The 23,767-nt window shown below is 57.3% G+C and carries 19 protein-coding genes; 9 read left to right on the top strand and 10 right to left on the bottom strand.

Annotated elements, in window-relative coordinates; genetic code table 11:
• The first annotated feature begins 354 nt into the window (after positions 1–354).
• Complete coding sequence (locus M495_RS11365; RefSeq protein ID WP_041414546.1) at positions 355–1,524, top strand: cupin domain-containing protein; 1,170 nt, start codon at positions 355–357, stop codon at positions 1,522–1,524.
• A 34-nt stretch (positions 1,525–1,558) separates the two neighbouring features.
• On the opposite strand, the gene M495_RS11360 is transcribed toward M495_RS11365, so the two are convergent.
• The 3 genes from M495_RS11360 to M495_RS11350 are packed head-to-tail and all read right to left on the bottom strand — an operon-like array spanning position 1,559 to position 5,555.
• Positions 1,559–2,863, bottom strand: a complete 1,305-nt coding sequence (locus M495_RS11360) for a c-type cytochrome (RefSeq protein WP_020826798.1) — start codon at positions 2,861–2,863, stop codon at positions 1,559–1,561.
• Between the two features lie 11 nt (positions 2,864–2,874).
• Positions 2,875–3,333, bottom strand: coding sequence for a (2Fe-2S)-binding protein (locus M495_RS11355; RefSeq protein ID WP_020826797.1), 459 nt, complete (start codon positions 3,331–3,333; stop codon positions 2,875–2,877).
• A 14-nt stretch (positions 3,334–3,347) separates the two neighbouring features.
• Positions 3,348–5,555 (bottom strand): xanthine dehydrogenase family protein molybdopterin-binding subunit, encoded by a 2,208-nt coding sequence (locus M495_RS11350; protein WP_020826796.1) that lies wholly within the window; start codon positions 5,553–5,555, stop codon positions 3,348–3,350.
• 330 nt (positions 5,556–5,885) lie between these two features.
• Here M495_RS11350 and hpxO point away from each other — a divergent pair, with 330 nt between their 5' ends.
• Entirely contained in the window at positions 5,886–7,043 is a 1,158-nt protein-coding gene (gene hpxO / locus M495_RS11345) for an FAD-dependent urate hydroxylase HpxO (RefSeq protein WP_020826795.1), read from the top strand.
• A 32-nt stretch (positions 7,044–7,075) separates the two neighbouring features.
• On the opposite strand, the gene M495_RS11340 is transcribed toward hpxO, so the two are convergent.
• The 3 genes from M495_RS11340 to M495_RS11330 form a co-directional block, all read right to left on the bottom strand.
• Positions 7,076–9,211, bottom strand: coding sequence for a peptidase domain-containing ABC transporter (locus tag M495_RS11340; protein ID WP_020826794.1), 2,136 nt, complete (start codon positions 9,209–9,211; stop codon positions 7,076–7,078).
• A 2-nt stretch (positions 9,212–9,213) separates the two neighbouring features.
• On the bottom strand, positions 9,214–10,482 hold the full coding sequence (locus M495_RS11335; protein WP_020826793.1) for an HlyD family secretion protein: 1,269 nt from the start codon (positions 10,480–10,482) through the stop codon (positions 9,214–9,216).
• Between the two features lie 464 nt (positions 10,483–10,946).
• A complete protein-coding gene (locus M495_RS11330; RefSeq protein WP_020826792.1) occupies positions 10,947–11,693 on the bottom strand; it encodes a sulfite exporter TauE/SafE family protein in 747 nt (248 codons plus the stop codon).
• Between the two features lie 111 nt (positions 11,694–11,804).
• Here M495_RS11330 and M495_RS26020 point away from each other — a divergent pair, with 111 nt between their 5' ends.
• Complete coding sequence (locus M495_RS26020) at positions 11,805–12,083, top strand: LysR family transcriptional regulator (protein WP_020826791.1); 279 nt, start codon at positions 11,805–11,807, stop codon at positions 12,081–12,083.
• 3 nt (positions 12,084–12,086) lie between these two features.
• Positions 12,087–12,686 (top strand): LysR substrate-binding domain-containing protein, encoded by a 600-nt coding sequence (locus M495_RS11325; protein WP_020826790.1) that lies wholly within the window; start codon positions 12,087–12,089, stop codon positions 12,684–12,686.
• A 19-nt stretch (positions 12,687–12,705) separates the two neighbouring features.
• On the opposite strand, the gene M495_RS11320 is transcribed toward M495_RS11325, so the two are convergent.
• From M495_RS11320 to M495_RS11305, 4 genes are all read right to left on the bottom strand, one after another.
• Complete coding sequence (locus M495_RS11320; protein WP_041414544.1) at positions 12,706–16,281, bottom strand: molybdopterin cofactor-binding domain-containing protein; 3,576 nt, start codon at positions 16,279–16,281, stop codon at positions 12,706–12,708.
• Entirely contained in the window at positions 16,274–16,816 is a 543-nt protein-coding gene (locus M495_RS11315; RefSeq protein WP_020826788.1) for a (2Fe-2S)-binding protein, read from the bottom strand. Before M495_RS11315 ends, M495_RS11320 begins: the two co-directional genes overlap by 8 nt.
• A 203-nt stretch (positions 16,817–17,019) precedes the next feature.
• Positions 17,020–17,493, bottom strand: coding sequence for a MarR family winged helix-turn-helix transcriptional regulator (locus tag M495_RS11310; protein WP_020826787.1), 474 nt, complete (start codon positions 17,491–17,493; stop codon positions 17,020–17,022).
• A 66-nt stretch (positions 17,494–17,559) separates the two neighbouring features.
• Positions 17,560–18,618 carry a 2,5-dihydroxypyridine 5,6-dioxygenase gene (locus M495_RS11305; protein WP_020826786.1) on the bottom strand — a complete coding sequence of 353 codons (1,059 nt, stop codon included), beginning with the start codon at positions 18,616–18,618 and terminating at the stop codon, positions 17,560–17,562.
• 329 nt (positions 18,619–18,947) lie between these two features.
• Here M495_RS11305 and M495_RS11300 point away from each other — a divergent pair, with 329 nt between their 5' ends.
• From M495_RS11300 to M495_RS11280, 5 genes are all read left to right on the top strand, one after another.
• Complete coding sequence (locus M495_RS11300) at positions 18,948–20,099, top strand: FAD-dependent monooxygenase (RefSeq protein WP_041414542.1); 1,152 nt, start codon at positions 18,948–18,950, stop codon at positions 20,097–20,099.
• Positions 20,096–20,890, top strand: coding sequence for an alpha/beta fold hydrolase (locus tag M495_RS11295; RefSeq protein ID WP_020826784.1), 795 nt, complete (start codon positions 20,096–20,098; stop codon positions 20,888–20,890). The genes M495_RS11300 and M495_RS11295 overlap by 4 nt, the downstream gene beginning before the upstream one ends.
• A 15-nt stretch (positions 20,891–20,905) precedes the next feature.
• A complete protein-coding gene (locus M495_RS11290) occupies positions 20,906–21,658 on the top strand; it encodes a maleate cis-trans isomerase family protein (RefSeq protein WP_020826783.1) in 753 nt (250 codons plus the stop codon).
• A gap of 9 nt (positions 21,659–21,667) precedes the next feature.
• Positions 21,668–22,309 (top strand): N-carbamoylsarcosine amidohydrolase, encoded by a 642-nt coding sequence (locus tag M495_RS11285; RefSeq protein ID WP_020826782.1) that lies wholly within the window; start codon positions 21,668–21,670, stop codon positions 22,307–22,309.
• A 118-nt stretch (positions 22,310–22,427) separates the two neighbouring features.
• A complete protein-coding gene (locus M495_RS11280) occupies positions 22,428–23,735 on the top strand; it encodes an MFS transporter (protein WP_020826781.1) in 1,308 nt (435 codons plus the stop codon).
• Positions 23,736–23,767: the final 32 nt, after the last annotated feature.

Here is a 23,767-nt window from a genome sequence, read left to right as displayed (position 1 = left end):
TACCCTGCCATGCCTTTTTTACTGATGCCCATTTACTCAACCGCATAAAATAGCACCTGAAACACATTATCCACTTTAATTAAACTCACTTTGTTTATCCTTTATTTAATAATGAAATGCATTTATTTGATACCGGTAGATAACTATTTTAAAGCGGATTTAAAAATTACAGCCACACTCAATTAGTAACATAAATTAATATATTATTCGCGGCATCCTGTTTTTAACCCACTATGCTTTAACCGTTGCCGAATGCTTCCATTTCAGCAATAAGCCACCTGCACACAATAAAACCAAAGAATAAACCCAGTCAGCCGTATTCGCTGTGGGCCACTTTTATTTGGAGAAAGTCCTATGTTATCGCGTCGAGATATATTGAAAGTTTCCGCAGTCAGCGCAGCAGCCGCCGGTGTTATGGGCGGCATGATTAAATCCGCCAGCGCCGATGAACATCGAAATATAGTTCCCCCCAGCAATTTCCAACCCGCTGCCGATGTGAAAAATCTGTATAAATACGTCTTTAGCCACAGTAAGAAACGCAGTTTACCCAACGGCTGGGCCAGGGAGGCTACCGTCGAACAATTCCCGATTTCCGAGGGGGTTGCCGGGGTGGATATGACGCTGGAGCCGGGTGGCGTACGTGAACTGCACTGGCACGCCATCGCTGCCGAATGGGCATTTATGCTGGAGGGGCATGCCCGCATCACCATCATTGATCCTGAAGGAAAATGTGAGGTGGCAGATTTCGGCCCCGGCGACGTCTGGTACTTCCCCAAGGGTTACGGCCACTCGATTCAGGCGCTGGCAGACGGCGCACATTTTGTTCTGACCTTTGATAATGGTCACTTTTCCGAGTTCGGCACCTTCAGCATTACCGACTGGGTAGCCCACATGCCCAAAGAAGTGTTGGAAAAAAGCGTGAATATGCCGGCGGCGGTATTTTCCAAGGCAAAACAAGGTGAGGCTTATATTGTCGGCGGTGCCATTCCGCCCGCACTGCCCTTACCAGCCCACGATGGCGGTTTAAATAATGCACCTTTGGCTCATCGCTATGAATTAATGAAACAAAAGCCTTTCTTCGAAAATGATGCCGGCAGCGTGCACTTGGTCTCTTCAAAAGAATTCCCTATTTCCACTACCATGACCGGCATTATAGAAATCGTTAAGCCTGGGGCGGTGCGGGAATTACACTGGCATCCCAATGCCAATGAGTGGCAATACTATATTTCCGGCAAGGGGCGCATGACGGTGTTCAGTTCGCACGGCCATGCGCAGACTGAAGAATATTCTCCTACCGACGTTGGCTATGTTCCACAGGGTTTTGGGCACTATATCGAAAACATGGGGGATGACGATCTTAAGGTATTAATCGTGCTGGATAATGGCATCTATCAGGACATTTCGCTGTCTGACTGGTTGGCGAAAACTCCTGCCTACCTGTTAGCGGATAACTTCAATAACGAGGTTGCCGATTGGCTGGATCGCCCCAAAGACAAACTGGTAATGTCCCGGCGCAGAAAATGACAGGTAGCGAGGGGGCAGCCCCCCTCGCCGCCTCTTACTGTTTGCGTTGTTCAGCGACTTGTTTGGCCGTTACCTGGCCCTGTTTTTCGCCAAATTGGCCGACAACATAATTGGCAACCGCCGCCACTTCCTCGTCCGAGTATTGAGCACCGAAGTCCGGCATGAATTCATGCTGTTCGCCGATGCTGATGCGCGTCCCCTTCAGGATCGCCTGCACCACGCTGCGGCCCTGCGGATCGTTAACCGCCGTGCTGCCGACCAAGGAAGCATATTTGCTCTGGCGTCCCGTTCCGTTCCACTGGTGGCAACCGCTGCAGTCTCCGGCGAACAGTCGGCGTCCCAACGAGTCTTCCTGCCCACCCGGCAATATCGCGCTGGACGACGTTGCCCCCTTCGGCTGCAGATTGACCGCGCTGGCACTGTCCGTGGCGATAGGCTCGATATTGCGCAGGTATTTCACCAGCGCCTGATTATCCTCCGGCGTCAGATACTGCAGGCTGTTTTCCACCGCCTCTGCCATCGGACCGGCTGCGCTGCTGCGTCCTTCCGCGTGGCCGGTCGCCAGATACTGCGACAGCTGTTGTTCGCTCCAGGCACCGATACCGGTCTGCGGATCGGGAGTAATGTTGGCCGCAAACCACCCCTGGATCACCTCACCGCTGAGGTTTTTACTCTGATTAATGCCAAAGCCCAAATTGCGCGGCGTGTGGCATTCGCTGCAGTGTCCCAGTGCGGTGGCCAGATATGCGCCTCGGTTCCATTGCTCATCCTGATTCAGGTTCGGCTCGAAGCGTTTTTCGTTGAAGAACGCCAGGTTCCAAAACTTCATGCCCCAGCGCTGGTTAAACGGGAACGACAGCCCATTTTCCGGATTGGCCTGCTTCACCGGCGGCAGGCTGAACAGATACTCTTTGATCGCCAACACGTCGTCACGGCTCATGGCCGTGTATGAGGTGTACGGCATTGCCGGGTAAAGATTACCCTGCGGCCCAACGCCTTCACGCACCGCACTCACAAACTGATCGTCACTCCAATTACCGATACCGGTGTCGGGATCGGCGGTTATATTGGTGCCGTAAATGGTGCCGAAAGGCAGTTTAAAGGCAAAACCGCCGGCGAAAGGTTTACCGCCGGGCGCAGTGTGGCAGGCCACGCAGTCCGCAGCCCGCGCCAGATATTCGCCACGCGCCAATTTATCGCTGATCCCGGCAGGGGCACCGGCGATCGGCGCAGCGGGTTCCGGGCCAACCGGCCGCAGCAGCGTATAGATCGCATAACCGCCGGCCAGCACCACGATTGCCACGATCAACCAAAATAGCCATCTCAGGGCGTTGCTCATGAGTTTCTCCCTTAATCCAACGCCTTGGCGGCCTGGTGGATGGCAGCGCGAATGCGCACATAGGTGGCGCAGCGACAGACGTTGCCGCTCATTGCCGCATCGATATCCGCATCGCTCGGATTTTTACTCTGGGCCAGCAGTGCGCTGGCACTCATGATCTGACCGGACTGGCAGTAGCCGCATTGCACTACGTCCAGATTAACCCAGGCCGCCTGCACCGCTTTGCCCGCCGGCGTTTCGCCGATCGCTTCAATGGTGGTGATTTTCTTGCCTTCGGCGGCAGAGACCGGCGTCATGCAAGAACGCACCGGCACCCCATCCAGGTGGACGGTACAGGCCCCGCACATCGCGATGCCGCAGCCGAATTTGGTGCCGGTCAATCCGGCCTCATCACGCAAGAACCACAGCAGCGGCATATGGGGATCGCCATCAAACGTCAGCGGTTGGTCGTTTACAGTTAAAGTTATCATGCTGTTCTCCTTGCTCAGACGCTGGCGTCACGGTTGGGACGGTGTAAAGGCAGGCTAAGTGAACTGCGAGGTCTCCCGAGCAGTGCCAGTGCATTGCCGACTGCCGGAGCGATGGTTGGCACCCCCAACTCGCCAACGCCGGTAGGCGCTTCGCTTGAAGGTACGATAATCACCTCTATCTCCGGCATTTCGTCGATGCGCAGCGGACGGAAATTATTGAAGTTGGACTGCTCAACCACCCCGTCTTTCAGCGTAATGTTGCCGTACAGCGCAATACTCAGGCCATAACCTATGCCGCCCTCAATCTGCGCGCGGATCACATCCGGATTGACCGCCACACCACAATCCACCGCGCACCACACCTTGTGCACGCGCGGAATGCCACCTTCGCCGATTGACACCTCGGCTATCTGCGCCACCCGAGTATTAAACGCCTTGGCGACGCCTACGCCGCGTGCTCGTCCATCCACCACCTTCGCGCCCTGCCAGTTGGCGGCTTTGGCCACCGCCCGCAGCACGCCGGCCTCACGCGGCGCATCACCCATCAATGCCAGACGCCCCTCGACCGGATCCTGCCCGGTCTCCTGCAACAACTGGTCAATAAAACTTTCGACGGCGTGACCGGTATGAGTACTGGCGACCGATCTTAATGAGGTGGTCGGCACTTTACCCGCGACGATATGCGCGTCGCAGAGGAAGTTTTCGAAGGTGTACGGCACTTCGCTGGCACCTTCGACCATCATCTGGTCGAGACCGTTAACCACCAGCGCCGTCATCGCGCTGTTAAGCGTCCAGGAATGACCAACGACGGTATCGCTCCAGCCCACGACTTTACCGTCGCGGATCGCCCCTCTCATCCGGTGGAGGATCATCGGACGATACCAGCCGTTGCGAATATCATCCTCTCGCGTCCACACCACTTTGACCCCGTGACCAGGACCAATGGCTTTGGCCGCCGCGGCCATGTCCGCCGCCAGATCGGGCCCGAGCTTCGGGTTGCCCAGATCGATGCGGCGGCCAAAGCTGCCGCCGGCCAAAATGGTGTCGATTTGCACTTTTTCCGGCGGTAGCTGGAACAGATCGCACAGCTGTTTATGGTCGAGGGTTTGGATTTGGCAGCCGTAGCGTGCCTTGACGCTCTCGCCATCCCAAAACAGATAGCCATCCAGCGGCTCCATCGGCGCATGGGCCACATAGGGGAAGGTGTATTCCGCTTCGATCACCTTATCCGCCTGATCGAAAATCTCGCCCGGCTTGCCCTGGCTTTTCGCCACTACGCCGGGCTTTTGCGCCACCTGACGGAATTCGGCAAATATCTGCTCGGTGTCTCGCCGCTCTGCCTGCGAGTCGTCCCACTCCACCTGTAATTTTTCACGGCCCTGGATCGCCGCCCAGGTATTTTTGGCATATACCGCCACGCCGGTATCGGTCTGTTTCACATCCACCACGCCCGGCACCTTCAGCGCCCGGCTGGCGTCGAACGCGGCCACCTTGCCGCCAAAACGCGGCGGTTTTTTAATGGTAACGGTCAGCATATCCGGCTCATGAATATCCTGAGTGAACTGCGCCGAGCCGTTGGTCTTCGCCAACGAGTCTACGCGGTGCAAGCCACTGACCTTACCGATCAGGGTGAAATGGCTCGGATCCTTCAGGGTCAGGCTGGCGGGGTCAGGCGGCGGCAGCTGGCTGGCCAGCGCCGCAAACTCACCGAACCCTGCTTCGCGACCGCTTGCGGCATGGCGGATCTTGCCCGCCTGCACGGTGATTTCTTCCGCTGAGGTTTTCCAACTTTGGGCAGCGGCCTGAACCAGCATGGCGCGCGCCATCGCGCCCATGCGACGCATCTGCTCGTAGGCGTTGGCCACCGAGCTGGAGCCGCCGGTGCCCTGAAAACCGAACGCCAGATTCTTATAGACGTTGGTATCCACCGGTGCGGCAACCACCCGCACCTGCGACCAGTCGGCATCCAGCTCTTCAGCGACCAGCGTTGCCATGCCGGTATAAACGCCCTGGCCCACTTCGGTGTGTTTACTGAGGACGGTGACAATGCCATTTTCGTCGATCTGCACGAAAGCATTGGCTTCATAAGCGGTGTTTTCTGGCGCCGTGGTCGTCGTTGTACGCGCCAGTGCGCCGGTTGACGGCAGATAGGCGCCGATCACCAGCGCACTGGCGCCAACGATAAACCGCCGCCGGGTAAGCGGGACTTGAGGTAGTTTCATTGCTCATCGCTCCAAAATGCCGATCAACCTTAATCAATGCGGCGACATCGTTCTTTTTATCTGCGCCGTCTGCCTGCACTGACGCGACGGGCTAATAGTTAGCGTAGTCTATTATTTTGTCTGTTTAACATTCAGTCGCCGTTTTCCGTTGCTGATTCGTGCTCTGCGAGATCTCAATGGTCCTCGAAACCCTGCTCCGTTATCGCTCATGGATTGCACCAAATTGCATCAGAAACGCCCCTGAGGTGCTACGGCCACGTTGACGGCAGCGGTATTGGTTGACTGGTACGGAAATTGCTTCTCCCCATCGTGGCTATGGAGGAGAAAAACATGAAAGCAATCATCATTGGCGGTGGTATCGGTGGGCTGTGTAGCGCCATCGCATTGCAGCGTTGCGGTATCGAGACCGAGGTTTTTGAAGCGGTCAAAGCGATCAAACCGGTTGGCGCAGCAATCTCGATCTGGCCTAACGGCGTCAAATGCCTCAACTATCTGGGGATGAAAGAACAACTGCGGGCGCTCGGGGGGCCGATGCATTTCATGGCCTATCAGGAATACCTGCACGGACAAACGCTGACGCGTTTTAGTCTGGATCCGTTAATCACCAGCGTCGGCGAACGCCCTTACCCGGTAGCGCGCGCCGAGCTGCAGGCCATGTTGCTGGACACCTACGGCCGCGACCAGGTACGCTTCGGCAAACGGGTTAGCGGTATTGAAGAAACCCCACAGGGCGTTACCGCCTGGTTTGAAGACGGCAGCCAGGCCAGCGGAGATTTTCTGATCGCCGCCGACGGCACCCATTCTGCTATTCGCCCTTATGTGCTGGGCCATGGCGTGGATCGGCGCTATGCCGGATACGTCAACTGGAACGGGCTGGTCACCATTGATGAGTCCATCGCGCCGGCCGACCAGTGGACCACCTTTGTCGGCGAAGGTAAGCGCGTGTCGCTGATGCCGGTCTCCGGCAACCGCTTCTACTTTTTCTTCGACGTTCCCTTGCCGACCGGGCTGACGGAAGACCGCAGCACCGCGCGAGCCGACCTGCAACGTTACTTTACCGGCTGGGCCGAACCGGTACAGAAACTGATTGCCGCAATTGATGCGGAAAGCGTCAACCGCATTGAGATCCACGATATCGAACCTTTCGAACAATTGGTGCGGGGCCGCGTAGCCTTACTGGGCGATGCCGGGCACAGCACCACTCCGGACATCGGTCAGGGCGGCTGCGCGGCAATGGAGGACGCGGTGGTGCTGGCGATCGCTTTGCAGACCAATTCACTGGGTATTGAAGATGCGTTGCTGCGCTATCAGGAAAAACGCAGCTATCGGGTGAAAGATTTGGTGCTGAAGGCACGTAAGCGCTGTGATGTCACACACGGCAAAGAGATGGACGTCACCCGCAGTTGGTACGAGGAGCTGAAAACCGAAACCGGTGAACGCATTCTTTCAGGCATGAAAGAAACGATTCTGGGTGGGCCGCTGGCCTGATCCGCCCCCTCTTCGAGTCGAAGAGGGTTGATTCACCCTTTGCGCCGGTGAAGACGCCCGGCCGCCAGTTCGACGACCCGATCCGCCGAGGCGATGGTTTCCGGGCGATGGGCAATCAGTAAAATCGGCAGGCCAAGCTGGCGCAGGGTATGGCTAATCAACATTTCATTATTCACGTCCAAATGGCTGGTCGCCTCATCCAGGATCAACAGCCGTGGTTTTTTGTAAAGCGCCCGCGCCAACAACAAGCGCTGTTTTTGCCCGGCAGACAGGGTGCCTCCCATTTCACCGATTAACGTCTGGTAACCCATCGGCAGGTTATCGATATCCTGATCCAGCTGCGCCAGCCGCGCGCATTCAACGAGCTTTTCCTGATCAACCCGTGGCGTGAAAAATGACAGGTTCTCGGCGATAGAACCGCGAAACAGCTGATCCTCCTGCAAGACTACGCCGATATGCTGACGTACCTGCGAATAATCCCCCTGTCGATGCTCAATGCCCAGCGTACGTATCACGCCGGCCGTGGGCGAATACAGCCCCAACACCAGTTTGGCCAATGTGGTTTTGCCGCTGCCGGACGCCCCTACCAGTGCCACTACCTCACCGGACATAATGTCCAGCGAGACCTGCGACAGGATTTCAGATTCGGTGCCGGCATAGTGAAAACTGACCTGTTCCAAACTCAGCGCCGGCCGATCTTGGGGCCAGGCGCTGGCGGACAATAACAGCGTTGCGTTGCCCGCCGCCTGCGCCGCTGCGTCTTCACTCGCCGTCAGCACGATATCCGCCAGCCGTTGGTTGTAAACATCCAGCATTTTGTAGGCAACGGCCTTGTCGATCAGGCCGCTGATACTGGCGGAAAACCGGCCCTGAAAAGACATGTAGGCCACCAGCATGCCGACTGAAAACTGCCCGGCCAACACCGCCCCTGCCCCCAGCCACAGCACCGCCGCCCCAACCAGGCTGCCAATGACGGTTTGCATAATGCCGTAAACCATCATCAGCTTGCTTTCGCGCAGTTCAGCATTGCGCCGTGCGACATTGAGGTTACGCCAAACCGTTTCCCGCGGCGTAAGCGCCCCGTTGACCCGCAGGCTCAGCACGCCGCGCAGGCTTTCAAGAAAATGACTGGATTCCTGGGTGCCGGCAACCCAGGAGTCATCCGCCGCTTTACGCAACGTACTGAACCAAAACAGGCGCAGCAGCCCATACACCATCGCGGCGGCCAAAGCGACCAGGGTTAACTTCACGCTGTAGAAAAACATCATGGTCAAGGTACCAAGGACCAAAAGCACATCCAAAAAGGCTTCAAGCAGCGTGGTGGTGAGGGTGTCCTGAATGGTGTCGACGGCATCAAATTTCGCGCTGATATCGCCCATGTTGCGCGATTCAAACCAGTTGATAGGCAGCCGCAACAGGTGGTGAAAAACATTCGCCGTCCACTGCATATTGAAGTTGACCGCCATGGTGAGCGTCGCCCACTGGCGGGCCAGCTCCAGCAGCGTCTGGGTGGCGGCCATCAGCAGCATGGCAATGACGATCAACGTCAATAAGCTGGCGTCCAACGCCACCAGCACCTCATCAATCACCAGTTGGTTGATTAATGGGCCGATCAACGCAAACACTTCCAGCGCCAACGCGAAACAGAAGATCCGGGCCAAGGCCGCCTTCAGCCCCTGGGTCTTACCGATCAGCTCCCGCAGGCGGATCTTTTTTATCTGATCTTTGACGACAAACTGATGGGTTGGCGTCAACTCCATCGCCACGCCGGTAAAGTGACGATTTGCCTCCTGCAGACTCATTTTAACCAGGCCCCGCGCAGGATCATGCAACTCCAGAGTTTGCCCTCGCACCCGCTTGAGCACGGTAAAATGATTCATGTCCCAGTACAAAATGCAGGGCAGCGACAACAGGTGTAGCTCTTCAAGCTCCAGCTGCACCGCTCGGCCGCTCAGGTGCAGCCGTTCGGCGCAGGCAATCAGCTGCGAGAAGGTCATGCCGAGCTGAGAAACTTTAAACTGCGCACGCAGCGTAGGCAGATCTATGCGATGCCCATACCAACCGGCAATCATCGCCAGGCACGCCACGCCGCATTCTGCGGACTCCGTTTGGCGTATCAACGGCAGGCGCTTTCGCCAGCCCCAGTTGAGCCCTTCTGTAACGTCCATGTTTATATCCTTCCTTGCAGACTCCATAACGGCTCCAGCAGCCACTCGTACAGGCGGCGGCGATCCAACTCCACGTCTGCGGACACGGTCATCCCGACGCGCAATGGTTCCTGGCGACCATAGGCGGTAATGGTGGTTTTCTCCAGCGCAACGATAACGCGGTAATGCCCTTCGTTTTCCTTCCAGGTCATCGGGTTTTGCTGCATGACGTCATTGGCGCTCAGGCTGGCATCGGTGATGGCGCGGGTGGCGCCATACTGCACGCCAAACTTTTCATAGGGGAAGGAGGCAAAGCGCAACCCGACCCGTTGGTGAGGTTTGATAAAGCCCACCGCTTTGCTGGGCGCAAAGAGTTCAACCTGCAGCTCGGCACCGTCAGCGACCATCATCAGCAAAGGATCGTTTTGCTTGACCGTCTGCCCCGCCCGGGCCAGCACTACTACGACATGCCCGTCTACCGGCGCAGTGAGCGTGTGGTCACGCTGGGCAACCAGTTCTATTTCCTGTTGCCTGATGCCCTGCAACTGGCGTTCAAGTTCGGCGTCACGCCCTTGTTGATGTTGCGCCAGCGTCCGCAGTTCCGAGGCCGCCGCGGCAAGCTCACGCTTTAACCGCAACTGCGCCTGACGCTGCATTTCTACTTTTTCCCGCGCCGTCGACAACGTCATTTTCTGCTGCTGAAACTCAAGTTCGGAAACGTAACCTTTGCCGATCAGCTTGCGGTAGCGCGCCATCAGCGAATGCGATAATTCCGCCTGTTGCTTTACCTCCACCATTGCCGCCTCTGCGCTGGCCAGTTCATCCTGAAGTTGCGTCATGCGCTGGCGCACACCGGTTTGCTGTAAAATTCGAGTGGCCAGTTCTTGTGCGCGTTGGCGCTCCAGCATGTGATATTGCCGTTTTAACGAGTCGGAAACCGACGCCAGCGTCGCGATACCCTGACCATTGAAATATTCGCCGCTGAGCCGATAAAGTGCCTGGCCGGCTTTGACGGTCGCCCCCTCCGTCACTAAACGTTCTGTAACCTGTCCGGCGCTGCGGGCAACTACCTTGATCAAGCCGCTGGATGGCATCACCACACCGTCCAAACGCGCTTTACGGGTATATTCACCCAGGATCAGAAATAGCCCGATAGCCAACACCAGCAAGATGCTGGCCCAGGCGTAGGCGGTCAGACTGAGGCTGGCAGGAATAATTACCTCACCCTCCGCTTTATTGACCTGCGCAGCGAAATAACCCTCACGATAAATCTGGGGAGAACGTTCTGACATGGGGGTTACACCTTTATCGGGATCTTGGAAAGATAATTATCTTACTGACCGCGACGCTTCCATTTGCGGACTCATCCTCGCGCTGAATTATATAATTTTTTCATCAATATAATTATCTCTGGCGACAATGAAAAACAAATCATCCATTTAGCCATTGCATCAGGGTTACTGTTCCTCATCAGGCCGACATATTGGATAAGCCCCACAATAAAAACAGATTATGGGATAGCGCAATGACAAAGAGTACAATGATAAAAGCTGTCGAAATTGTTTTCGCCCTCCCTCTTTGAAGAACGCAAGGAAGATATAGATATAAATACACGTCGCCGCCATGTCAATATATAAAACCATTTCCGCCGATAGAGTCAAGTTAACTAAATAGAATGAATTATGCGGAATACTTAATTCAACCTCTAATACAAACCAATTACTTCGCAACTGCGTGAAATATTATTTACTCGCATTTAATTAATGCCATTCCACACTATTTCAATTCCTAAAACTAACAGGCCGATAAAAAAACAGCGACGAAATACCGCAGGGCGACAATGCCGGCGCAGCACACTCCCCAACCACATCCCCACCAGCGCAGGAAGCAATGCCAATAATGAGGTGCCTAGCAACGCGCCCGGCAATGCATGTTGCCATGCCAGGCCGGCGGCTAATGCCAACGTCGAAACGGTGAATGACAGCCCCAACGCCTGCACCAGATCGTCACGCGCCAATCCCAATGCATTTAAATAAGGAACCACCGGGATCACGAATACCCCGGTAGCACCGGTAATCAGCCCGGTAAGTACACCGCATAGAGGGCCCAACCTACGCTCAGCCGTGGATGAAAGCCGCCACTGAAAACGGCTAAAACCCAACAGCGCGTAAACGACCAAACAGACCCCCAACGCTATCGGTGCCAACCGGTTTTGACCGGTGGTCAAGGTGCCCGTGGTCAGCATTGTGCCCATGGCGACACAGAGCATCATCGGCCACAACCTGCGGCAAAGTGCACGGACGTCCGGCCCGGTGAACAGCTGCCAGAAGTTGGTCACCAGCGACGGCACCAGCAACAGCGCCGCAGCCTGTGCCGGAGACATCAGCAGGCTGAGTAACCCCATAGACACCGTCGGCAGCCCCAGGCCAATCACTCCCTTTACCGTGCCCGCCAGCATAAAGATGCCCAGCAGGGCTAAAATTTCAGGTAGCGTCAACGTCATAGGTCTATCCTTCCTCATTATCCCTTGGTGCATGGATTGTCCGCAGCCCTTGCCTGCCGCACAATGCGGCAATCACTGAGCCAGCCTGAGGCAAATACGTAGGAGAAGCCGATGCATTTCGATTTTACCGACCTGCGGCTGTTTATCGCCGTGGCTGAGGCGGGCAGCATCACCGCCGGGGCCGATCGTGCCTGCCTGTCGCTGGCATCGGCCAGTGCCCGCATTCGCGGATTGGAGCAACAGGCTGGTATTCAGCTTTTGGCCCGCGGCGCGCGGGGAGTACAAACCACTCAGGCCGGTGAACGCCTGTTGGGCCATGCTCGTCTGTTGTTACAGCAAAGCGAACGGCTACGGGGGGATATGGCAGAGTTTTCCCCGGGCAACGCCTGACATTTGCGTATTCTGGCCAATACCGTCGCCGCCAGCGCTTTTCTTCCGGAGTTGCTGGCAGACTATCTGCTGCTTAACCCACAGACGGACATTGTGTTGGAAGAGTTGCCCAGCACGGCGATCAGCCAGTCGATCCTCGATCAAACTGCGGATATCGGCATTGTCGCCAACCACGCCGACCTGCGCGGGCTGGAAAGCTACCCGTTCCGCCAGGATCGCCTGGTGCTGGCGCTACCGGTCGATCATCCGTTAGCCGGCCGCGCCAGCGTCAGTTTTAGCGAAACGCTGGCATATGACTTTATTGGCTTAAGCGACGACAGCGCGCTGCAGCAACATTTGGCGCAACACGCCCTACGCAACGGCGGCCCAATGCGTTTACGCGCCCGTGCAGGAAGCTTTGAAGTGGTGTGTCGGATGGTGACGCGTGGTGCCGGTATCGCCGTGGTACCGGAGGAGATCGCCCGGCAATGGCCGGGCATGCAAGTCAGAATTCTTGCGCTGGACGATACCTGGGCCACACGCCAGCTGTCTATCGTAGTGCGTCAGTTGGCCCAGTTACCGCTACCGGCGCAGCGGCTTATCGCTTTCCTGCAACCGCAATAGCGCCGTTTTTTAACGACAGTTAATGGCTGCCCGGATTGGCACGTAGCCTGGCAACCTGCGTTTCGACATCGCGCCATGCCGGTTTGTCCCCGGCATAATGCTGCCGTAGATAATTCACCAGATCAGCCACTTGACGATCGGAAAAACTGTCTTTGAATCCAGGCATAAAGCCCAAATCAGCGGTAGCCGGTTTGGAAATTCCCTGCAAAATCACGTTAATCAGGTTATCCGGCCGCTCGCTGAATATATTGGTGTTGTTCGCCAAGTCCGGGCTGACGCCAAACAGCTGCGGCCCGCCGCTGGCGGCGCTGTGACAGGCTTGGCAAGCGCCCTGAAACAGACGTTCTCCACCCAATTGCCCTACGGCGGTCGAAAGAGTGGCAGCCGGTTTGGCCTGCGGTTCCAGGTTCAATCCGGTCGGGTTGCTCAATGAAATCAGGTAATTGGCCATCGCTCGAACGTCGGTTTCCGGCAGTGTGGCCAGTTCGCCGACCACCGGCCCCATCGGGCCGGCCGCGACGCCGTGCTCGGCAGAATGACCGCTACGCAAATACTGGAATAGCTGCTCTTCGGTCCAGGATTTGTCCGCATTGACCAATTGGTTTAATGCCGGCGCTTCCCAGCCATCCACCATCGCCCCCGCCAAAAAGCTGCGGCCGCCCTTTTCAGCGCCCATTAGATTGCGCGGGGAATGGCAGGCGGCACAATGGCCCAACCCGTTAACCAGATAAGCGCCACGGTTCCACTGCGCGCTTTGCGCGGGATTTGACTGAAATTCGCCCTGGCGGAGAAACAGCGCATTCCAGCCGGCCATTAACGGGCGCACATTGAACGGGAAACGCATCTGATTAGCCGGGGTACTTTGCACCACCGCCGGTTGCGACATCATATAGGCATACAGCGCTTGCATGTCACCCTCGGTCATCTTACTGAACGCCGTATAGGGAAATGCCGGATACAAATGCCTGCCATCGCGGCTGATGCCCTGACGCATCGCCCGGTCGAACGCGGTAAACGACCAGTTGCCGATACCGGTTTCCACATCTGGGGTGATATTGGTGCTGTACAGGGTTCCAAACGGAGTTTCCATCGCCCGCCCCCCGGCATTGGTTAGCCCTTCTGAGGCGGTATGGCATACCGCGCAATCCCCGGCAGCGGCCAACTGACGCCCCCTTTCCAGGGTCGCGGCAGACCAGGTACCTGAGCCAGGGGTAGCCACCGGCGCAATTTCGGCACGCCATGGCAGTGCCGTCGTCACGACACCCAGCGCGGCCCCTAAAATCCCAGCCACGCCACCAAACCACCATTTACTGCGTTTGGTTTTGACTGGCTGCGTTGACGGCTGCCGCTGACTATCCGGACCGTTCAACGCCTCGCGCAGTCGATCAGAGGTAATCGGCAACTCGCGAAACCGAATACCGGTGGCGTCAAACACCGCATTGGCGATGGCTGCCGCGCTGGGCACCGAGGCAGACTCACCGGCCCCCAATGGCGGATCGTAAGGGCGTGGCATCATCACGACATCCACCTCCGGCACCTCCGGGAAAGTCAGGATCGGGTAAGCACCCCACTCTTTGCTGGAGATCGTGGATTCTTCGAAGGTCACTCGCTCTTTTAGTACCCGACTGGTCGACTGGATAACGTTGCCGTGGATCTGGTGACGTACGCCGTCCGGATTGACCATCATGCCGGCGTCGTGCCCGACCACAATCCGCGTGACCGCCACTTCGCCGCTGACTTTGTCGATAGCAACGTCGGCGACCCAGGCGGCCCACGCGGCACCGAAACCGGGAAACTTACTGTGAATATAACGCGCATAGGCAAAGCCTCGTCCACGCAGTACGCCGTCTTCCGCCGGGGTTTGCATAGGTTCGGTATGCGGCGTCCAGCCGGCACGTTCGGCGGTACTGCGCATCAGTTCGGTGGCACGTTGATCCTTGATATAACGCAGTCGATATTCAAGCGGATCGACGCCGGCGGCGATAGCCAGTTCGTCAATATAGGACTCGTGCGCGAAGGTATTCGGCAGTGCCGATACGCCCCGCATCCAGGAAGCGCGGACAATCGGTGCCATATCCTCAATGCTGACGCGCAACGCCGGATATTCATAGGGCGGTACCGAAGTGCGATCCCCCATCTCATAAGCCACCGGCACCGGCTCCACCCTTCCGGTCAGCAACAGCGCCAGGGTGGGCGCACCGTTGGAAGGATAATAGGTGCGAAAATCATAGGCGACCGGATCACCGGCGGCGTCCAACCCACCGTCAACCTCCATCAGTTGCGCAGTGCCCTTCGGTTCCCACAGATGTTCCTGCTCACGGGTTAGCTGCACCCGTACCGGACGGCCTACCGCTCGCGACAGCAGCGCCGCATCCGCACAGACATCATCGGCGCAGTTACGACCATAACAGCCGGCTGCCTCCATGCGGATGATTTCAATCTGATTTTCCGGGTACTCCAGCAGCCAGGCAAGATCGGCGCGCAACAAGTGCGGGTTCTGGCTGCCCGACCACACCCGCAGTTGCTGTGGTTGGTAATCTGCCAATGCGCAGGACGGGCCAATCGACGCATGCAGTTGATATGGCCAAAGATAACTGCGGGTAAAGCGTCGGTCGGCGGCAGCCAATGCTGTATCCACGTTGCCGGTATCATGCACCACCCGCGTCGAATGGGGATTATCGCGCAGCGCCTGAGCCACATCGGTCATCTGCGGCAGGTTACGCCGCCAGTCTTTCCAGCTCACCTGCAGCGCCTGTGCCGCCTTGATCGCCTGCTCCTCGCGCTCGGCAACAATGCCGATAAAGTCTTCTATCACCACCAGCTTGACGATGCCGGGAATATGGGCAATCGATCGTTCGTCCACTGCCAGCAGGCTGGTGCCGACAAACTCACCGCTGTCGTAGCCCGCATAGGGCGGTCGCACCACCCGCCCGTGTAACATGTTCGGCAGCCGCATATCGTGCACATAGGTGGATTCGCCTGTGGCCTTGGCCGGGATATCGACACGTGAGGTGCTGGTACCCACCAAACGGTACTCGGCCTGCGGCTTAAGCGGTGCATCACCGCTTATCGTTAATGCAATATGTACACCAGCCACCAGTTCGCCATAGCTCAGCCTTTGCCCGTCAGGGCTAACAACGATGCCGTCGTCCAGCGTCAGTTGCTCTACTCTGAAGTCAAAACGTTGTGCCGCCTGCTGCAGCAACCAGCGGCGCGCTTCGGCGGCGGCATTACGCAGGGGCACCGCCGAAATCTGCAGGGTGGCACTGGCGATAGTCGCCCCCTGATTCGGCGTGCTTTCAGTGTCGCCCAGCACCATGCGCACCTGATCCATGCGCAGGTAAAGCTCTTCGGCGACAATCTGACCTAATGCGGTGCGCACGCCAGTGCCCAGATCGACATGGCCGTTGAAGGCATAAACCTCACCGCTGTCGCAAATGGCAATGAACAACCCTTGTTCTTTGGGTTTCAGGCTCGGCATCTGACCTTTCGGTACCAGCCCTGGCGGCGGTTGGATCTGATCGACAATCAGCAATGTGCCCTGGCGCTGCATTAGCTCCGCCTGACTCGGCAATGAGGAGTGGGTATCAGTCATGGGACGAGGTTTCCTCGTTGCGATACAGAGTGATAGCGCGCTGAACCGCACGCAGGATTTCGATATGGGTGCCGCAACGACACAGATTGCCGGACAGTGCCTGACGGATTTCTGTGTCACTGGGCGAGGGATTTCGATCCAACAGGGCTTTGGTGGTCATGATCATGCCGTTCAGGCAATAACCGCACTGCGCCGCCTGTTCCTCAATAAAAGCGCGCTGGACCGGATGCAGATGTTGGCGATCGCCCAGCCCTTCCAGCGTGGTGACCTCACGGCCGGTCACACCCAGAGCCGGGATCACGCAGGAGCGTGCGGCAATGCCGTCAACCAATACGGTGCATGCGCCGCACTCTCCGAGGCCGCAGCCGTACTTTGGGCCATTGAGCGCCAAATCGTTGCGTAACACCAATAACAGAGGCGTATCCGCCATCACCCAGGTATGAATATTTTCGCCATTTACCGACAGCATCAATGGATGCTCCGTCAGCGTTTTTACCGCGCCTTCCCTGGGCGATTGCACTTCAGATATCGCCATTCTCGCGTCTCCGCCTGCGCTCTGGTGATACCCGTCATCTTTCACGCCGCTGCGTCGTTGCCGCACTTGCCCAGCCCAGTTACTGACTTGAGAGTGAGCAAGCTGCCAGCCTGGCTGCAACTTGAAAGCTATAGGGTATGAATTGTGGGCCGTGACCTCGCCGCCACCGCACTCACCAGACAACAGCAGTTGCGCGGGGCGAATCAGCCGGGTGGCTGGTCTTCCAGCATTTTATTGAGCAGGAACATCAGTGCTATACGTTCGGCCGGATTGAGCGTGCCGAAGGTTAATTCTGTGATCTTCGCCGCATGCGGCACCGTTTCCCTCAACAGATCGGCACCGGTATCAGTCAGCCCGACCACCACTTTGCGCCGGTCGACAGGATCCGGCATAACGGTGATCAGTTCACGCGCTTTGAGGCGCTCGACAATGCCGCGAATGGTGGCCTGATCGACCGCCGTCACCTGCACCAGCTCAGTTAGCGAACTCGGGCCCATGTCACGCACCGCGCACAGGGTAATAAACTGCACCGCGGTCAGCTGCGAATCGCCAACGTTCTGCTGAAAGATGGCCACATGGCGCTGGTAAACCTTACGAAGCAGGTGCCCGACTTGTTCAGTAAAATGATAATTTTCGGTCTTGCCGTTTTCTACAGCCGGGTATTCGGGGGGCGTCATTGCGTTACTCTCACCATCTATGGAAACCACCGAGAATAGTACAAACCCCCGCGTTTAGCAGCAAGGTTAGCCCTGGCTTACTCGGGACGCCGCAGGAGCCACCACTTCGCCATCCGCCACTACCGTCGTGCCGTCCAGGCTAATGTCGCAATGGCGCAGCGCGATATCCATGTGGCACGGCGTTTTACGCGTACCACCGACTTCGGTATTCGGCCCGGTGGAAAAAAGGAAGTTGCCATAGAAGGCACGTGCATCCATACACATCCCGTCGTTTTTGTCGTGCAGCCCCATCGCCGTCCACTGTGCACGTGGCTGTAAGCCCCAGCCGATGTGCGAGATGCCGTACACTTCCGGATCGTTGAAATATTTCATGTACTCCCGAAGATATTCCGCCTCAAACCCCCCGTGAATACGCGTCACAAAGCCCTTGTCTATCTCCAGCGTGATCCGTTCCCGCGCATAGCTCTTGAACGGCAGCAGGATATCGCCCACATCCAGCACCAGTACCCCTTCGGCCTGTTCCTCATTCGGCCAGGTGAACAGGAAGCCGCTTGGCCAGTGATCCCAACGTCCCGGTTCGTCGGCGTAACCGTATTCGGTTACCGTGGGGTATTGCCCCAGCGGGGCGCGAAAATCGCTGCCGGCGACAGATTTCACCTGCATTAATTTTGCCTGTTCCAGCACGGCAGCCGCCGCCAACACTCGCGCTTTGTCTTCCGCATTAGGCAACATCCGTGCCAACACCTCCGGCGGCTCGACCGCCAGCAAAATACGCGTGCCGGTCTTAAGGATTTGCTCCTGCTCCGGCGAGTGCAGCAACATCATGGTGTCGACCACCAGATCGGCGGCCTCCAGCGCGCGCTGAGCCGCATGGTTGCCGGTCAATGCCGTATCACCGCAATAAGCAGTCATGTCGTTGCCCATGGCGCGCGGATGGTTAAACGAGGGCAACTCCACCGTATAAACCTTAGCGCCCAATCGCAGTGCAGCATCGGTAGCTGCGCGTACCGTGCGCGCATCGGAATAGTGACTTTTCAGGATCGCCACGCTTTGCGAAGCATCAACCTTTGACAGCGTAAGCACCTGCTCGAACAGCTGAACCAACTGACTATCATTGACCGCCATGCGGTATCTCCTGTTTTGCCTAAAGGGGTCGACGCGCCCGGCGTCAACGAGGTTATTTTGCACAAATTACAGTGAATACACTCTTTTAATTATCTAAGACTAAAAACCCACCGGAAGCAAGAAGCCCGAGACACCTATAAGCAAATCCTATTTTAAGCCCTTACCATCCTGTGATTAACATAAGGTTAACAGAAACTGGCAACCAATTAGCGTGAGCCAAGTCAAAATTAACACTTGTGCAACTTTGCGTTATTTAGCGTATACACTATAAATCGATTATCCGTTATCGCAGCGGATAGCAGGTAAAAAAACCAACAGTCAGGGGAAAAATGATGAGCAAACAACAACGCATTGCCGTAGTCGGCGCCGGTTTGGGTGGCGCCGCCGCCGCCGGTCTGCTGCAAAAAGCGGGCTTTACCGTCGACCTGTACGAACAGAGTCCGGTGTTTTCACGATTGGGTGCCGGTATCCATATGGGGCCAAACGTATTGAAGATTTTCCGCCGTCTCGGCATTGAACAGCCCTTGGAGCAAATGGCGTCTCACCCGGACTTCTGGTTCAGCCGCGACGCCGAAACGGGTGATTATCTATCTCGCATCGAACTGGGGGCATTTGCCCGCAAAGAATACGGTGCCGCTTACGTGACGGTACACCGCGGCGATCTGCAGGCCTTGCAGATGGCGGCACTGCAACCGGGCAGCGTGCATTTTGGCAAGCACCTGAGCAAGATTGAAGAGCGCGAAAACCATGTGGTGCTGAATTTTGCCGACGGTACTCAGGCCAGTGCAGACATCGTGATTGGCGCCGACGGCATCAATTCCCGCATTCGCGAACACCTGCTGGGCACTGAAGCCCCAACCTACAGTGGTTGGGTGGCGCACCGGGCGTTGATCCGCGGCGACAAACTGGCCAAATACAACCTGAGTTTTGAAGACTGCGTTAAATGGTGGTCGGCGGATCGTCACTTGATGGTCTATTACACCACCCAAAAGCGCGACGAATACTACTACGTCAGCGGCGTGCCGCACCCGGCATGGGATTTCCAGGGCAGCTTTATCGACAGCAGCCGCGAGGAAATGTACGAAACCTTCGCCGGTTATCACCCGATTGTGCAGGCATTGATCGAGTCCAGCGAACAGGTCACCAAATGGCCGTTGCTGAACCGTAAACCGCTGCCGTTGTGGAGCGAAGGCCGCATGGTACTGCTCGGCGATGCCTGCCACCCGATGAAGCCGCACATGGCTCAGGGCGCAGCCATGGCGATCGAAGACGCCGCCATGCTGGCGCGTTGTCTGCAGGAAACCGGGCTGACCGACTACCGCACCGCTTTCCAACTGTATGAAGCCAACCGCAAAGAGCGGGCTTCTCGCGTGCAGGCGGTATCCAATGCCAATACATTCCTGCGCACGCAGGAAGATCCCGCCTGGGTTTACGGCTATGACCTGTACGCGCAAGCGCTGAAATCGGAGAACGCCGCATGAGCCACTTTCTGTATGGCGCCAACGTGCAGGCCAACGGCATTCGCCAGCACTATCTGCGCTACGGCGGGCAAGGCCCGGTGGTGATCCTGATCCCCGGCATCACCAGCCCGGCGATCACCTGGGGCTTCGTCGCCGAACGACTGGCTGAAAAGTACGACACCTACGTGCTGGACGTGCGCGGGCGCGGACTATCCGCCAGCGGGCCGGACCTGGCTTATGACGCCGAAACCTGTGCCCAGGACATAACCTCTTTCGCTTGCGCTTTGCAATTGGAAAACTACGCCCTGCTCGGTCATTCAATGGGGGCGCGCTTTGCCTTACGCGCTGCCGCGCTCCATCCGGCAGGGGTACGACGGCTGGTGCTGATCGACCCGCCAGTTTCCGGCCCCGGTCGTCGTGAATATCCGGGCAAGTGGCCCTGGTATGTCGATTCGATCCGTCAGTCACTGTTGGGCATGAACGCCGAACAGATGCGCACTTACTGCCCCAGCTGGAGCGAATCGCAGCGCCAACTGCGTGCCGAATGGCTGCACACCTGCTATGAACCGGCCATCCAACGCGCCTATGAAGATTTCCATCAGGTCGATAGTCATCGCGATTATCCCGCGTTGAGCATGCCGACATTACTGATGGTCGCGGGCCTTGGCGGCGTGATCCAGCAGGAAGACGAGGCGGAGATCCGCGCATTGCAGCCAGAGATAACTCTCGCGCACGTTGAAAATGCCGGACATATGATCCCGTGGGACGACTTTGACGGTTTCTTCCGTGCTCTGGGCAATTTTCTGGATTAATTAAGGAGTGGTGTCATGACTAAAAATTACCGTATCGGCCAAATCGTCCCCAGCTCCAACACCACGATGGAAACCGAAATTCCGGCGATGCTGAACGCTCGCCAACTGATCCGCCCGGAGCGTTTCACCTTTCACTCCAGCCGCATGCGCATGAAACACGTCAGCAAGGCGGAATTGGCGGCGATGGACGCCGAATCCGACCGTTGTGCTCTGGAACTTTCCGACGCACAAGTCGACGTGCTCGGTTATGCCTGCCTGGTGGCAATCATGTCGATGGGGCTGGGCTATCATCGTGAGTCACAGGCTCGACTGGCACAGGTGACACAAGATAATAACGCCGGCGCTCCGGTCATCAGCAGCGCCGGAGCGCTGGTCAACGGTCTGAAAGTGCTGGGGGCCAAACGCATTGCGTTAGTCGCCCCCTACATGAAACCCCTGACCCAAATGGTGGTGGACTATATCGAGCACGAGGGTATTGAGGTCAAGGTATGGCGGGCACTGGAGATTGCCGACAATCTGGCCGTGGGACGTCATGACCCGGCCAAACTGCCGGGCATTGTCGCCGAGATGGATCTGAGCGACGTTGACGCCATCGTGCTGTCCGCCTGCGTGCAAATGCCGTCCTTACCGGCGGTGGCTACCGTTGAAGCACAAACCGGCAAACCGGTATTGACCGCCGCCATCGCAACCACTTACGCCATGCTGACCGCACTGGAGCTGGAGCCGATCGTTCCCGGCGCAGGTGCCCTGCTGTCCGGCGCCTATTAAGGAGCAACTATGGCATCCGCAGCCGATAACTCACTCACCGATAATTACAGCGGCGTCTGGGGCAACCGCATCGGCTTCGGCCGACATCCGGCCCTGCTGATGATCGACTTTATGCAGGGCTACACAACCGAGGATGCACCACTGTTCGCTCCCGGCGTGGTCAGCGCGGTCGAAGAGAGCGTGGCGCTGTTGGCCACCGCTCGCCAAACGGGAATTCCGGTGATTCACACCAATATCCGCTATCATGCAAGGCATTTTGCCGATGGCGGCATTTGGGTGAAAAAAGCTCCGGTTATGAAGGACATGGTGGAAGGCAACCCGCTGGCGGCTTTTTGCTCGCAGGTAACTCCTCTGGCCGCAGAAGTGGTATTAACCAAACAGTATGCCAGCGCCTTTTTCGGCACCTCTTTGGCCCCGATGTTGGTGGCGCTGGGCGTCGATACCCTGCTGTTGGCCGGTTGCTCCACTAGCGGCTGTATCCGTGCCAGCGCAGTGGACGCGGTACAGCACGGGTTCCGCACCATCGTCGTGCGGGAATGCGTAGGCGATCGTCACCCCGGGCCGCATGAGGCCAATCTGTTCGACATCGACAGTAAATACGGTGATGTCGTGACTAAAAAGGAGGCCCTCGATTATCTGAACCGGCTGTAACCCAGAGCTTCACCTGCACGGAGAGCTGAACAATAAAGAAGGCGCGGAAAGCGCCTCAAAAGCAAACACACAACGCTCCTCCTCCGGAGGCCACCATGCACCACCTGGAGACATCATCATGGCCATTGTTGAAACCCCGTTAACCGGGAAAGCGGGAGCAGAATCGCTTCTGTACCGCAAAATCACCTGGAAGCTGATCCCGTTCCTCTGTTTGTGCTATCTGGCCGCCTATCTCGACCGCATCAACGTCGGTTTGGCCAAGTTGCAGATGGCCGACCAATTGCAACTGAGCGAGGCCGCCTTCGGGCTGGGCGCCGGGCTGTTCTTTGTCGGCTATATCCTGTTTGAAGTGCCGAGTAACCTGATCCTGCAGCGCGTCGGCGCCAAGGTGTGGATTGCCCGCATCATGATCACCTGGGGCCTGCTTTCCGCCTGTACGATGTTTGTCACTACCCCCAACCAGTTTTACATCATCCGCTTTTTACTTGGCGTAGCGGAAGCCGGCTTCCTGCCAGGAGTACTGTATTATCTGACGCTGTGGTTCCCGACTTACCGTCGCGGCCGCATCATTGCGCTGTTCATGATCGGCCTGCCCCTGTCTAGCGTGCTTGGCGGCCCGCTGTCTGGCTGGATCATGGGACATTTTGATATGCGACACGGGCTGCACGGGTGGCAATGGCTGTTTCTGCTGGAAGGCATTCCCAGCGTATTGTTGGGCGTACTCACGTTCTGGGTGCTGCCGAACAACTATCGACAGGCCAAATGGCTGTCCGATGACGAAAAACAACGCATTGCAGAAGATCTGGCCCAGGACGACGCCGAAGCCAGCCACAGCAAGCACAGTTTTCGCGACGGTTTCTTTAACCTCAAAGTGTGGATGTTGGGTGGCATTGACTTCTCGATCCTGCTTAGCGCCTATGCCATGGGCTTTTGGATGCCAACCTTTATCAAGACTGCCGGCGTGACCAACATCACTACCATCGGCCTGCTGACTGCGTTACCGAGCGTTGCTGCCCTGCTGGGCATGTTGCTGATCGGTACCAGTTCCGACCGCATGCGTGAGCGTCGCTGGCACATCATTGTGCCCTTTATTGTCGGCGCGATGGCGATGGCCGGCAGCACGTTCTTCACCCATAACGTGATCGCCACGGTGTTGCTGTTCTCTGTTGCGCAGGCCGCAATCATCGGTGCGGTACCGGTGTTTTTCAGCCTGCCAGCCACCTTTTTGCGCGGCACAGCAGCGGCAACCGGCTTCGCGCTGGCCTGTTCGCTGGCAAACATTGCCGGGTTAGTGAGTAACTCGCTGATGGGGCTGGCATTGGACCTGACCGGTAAAAGCGGCGGCGCTCTGTGGGCATTCGCCGGGTGTCTGCTGATCAGTTCATTGCTGGTAGTTGCATTGCCTGCCAAGGTGGTTAACCGCTGAGGACGTTGGGCCCCGCTCGCGGGGCCTGACTT

The organism is Serratia liquefaciens ATCC 27592 (genome assembly GCF_000422085.1).
GTDB classification, from domain to species: Bacteria; Pseudomonadota; Gammaproteobacteria; order Enterobacterales; family Enterobacteriaceae; genus Serratia; species Serratia liquefaciens.
The sequence above is the reverse complement of the archived record's forward strand: the minus strand, read 5'-3'. Positions and strand labels throughout refer to the sequence as shown.

Coding starts and splice junctions, on each gene's coding strand:
- M495_RS11365 (WP_041414546.1), top strand. CDS start 355: ATGTTATCGCGTCGAGATATATTGAAAGTTTCCGCAGTCAGCGCAGCA.
- M495_RS11360 (WP_020826798.1), bottom strand. CDS start 2,863: ATGAGCAACGCCCTGAGATGGCTATTTTGGTTGATCGTGGCAATCGTG.
- M495_RS11355 (WP_020826797.1), bottom strand. CDS start 3,333: ATGATAACTTTAACTGTAAACGACCAACCGCTGACGTTTGATGGCGAT.
- M495_RS11350 (WP_020826796.1), bottom strand. CDS start 5,555: ATGAAACTACCTCAAGTCCCGCTTACCCGGCGGCGGTTTATCGTTGGC.
- hpxO (WP_020826795.1), top strand. CDS start 5,886: ATGAAAGCAATCATCATTGGCGGTGGTATCGGTGGGCTGTGTAGCGCC.
- M495_RS11340 (WP_020826794.1), bottom strand. CDS start 9,211: ATGGACGTTACAGAAGGGCTCAACTGGGGCTGGCGAAAGCGCCTGCCG.
- M495_RS11335 (WP_020826793.1), bottom strand. CDS start 10,482: ATGTCAGAACGTTCTCCCCAGATTTATCGTGAGGGTTATTTCGCTGCG.
- M495_RS11330 (WP_020826792.1), bottom strand. CDS start 11,693: ATGACGTTGACGCTACCTGAAATTTTAGCCCTGCTGGGCATCTTTATG.
- M495_RS26020 (WP_020826791.1), top strand. CDS start 11,805: ATGCATTTCGATTTTACCGACCTGCGGCTGTTTATCGCCGTGGCTGAG.
- M495_RS11320 (WP_041414544.1), bottom strand. CDS start 16,281: ATGACTGATACCCACTCCTCATTGCCGAGTCAGGCGGAGCTAATGCAG.
- M495_RS11315 (WP_020826788.1), bottom strand. CDS start 16,816: ATGGCGATATCTGAAGTGCAATCGCCCAGGGAAGGCGCGGTAAAAACG.
- M495_RS11310 (WP_020826787.1), bottom strand. CDS start 17,493: ATGACGCCCCCCGAATACCCGGCTGTAGAAAACGGCAAGACCGAAAAT.
- M495_RS11305 (WP_020826786.1), bottom strand. CDS start 18,618: ATGGCGGTCAATGATAGTCAGTTGGTTCAGCTGTTCGAGCAGGTGCTT.
- M495_RS11300 (WP_041414542.1), top strand. CDS start 18,948: ATGATGAGCAAACAACAACGCATTGCCGTAGTCGGCGCCGGTTTGGGT.
- M495_RS11295 (WP_020826784.1), top strand. CDS start 20,096: ATGAGCCACTTTCTGTATGGCGCCAACGTGCAGGCCAACGGCATTCGC.
- M495_RS11290 (WP_020826783.1), top strand. CDS start 20,906: ATGACTAAAAATTACCGTATCGGCCAAATCGTCCCCAGCTCCAACACC.
- M495_RS11285 (WP_020826782.1), top strand. CDS start 21,668: ATGGCATCCGCAGCCGATAACTCACTCACCGATAATTACAGCGGCGTC.
- M495_RS11280 (WP_020826781.1), top strand. CDS start 22,428: ATGGCCATTGTTGAAACCCCGTTAACCGGGAAAGCGGGAGCAGAATCG.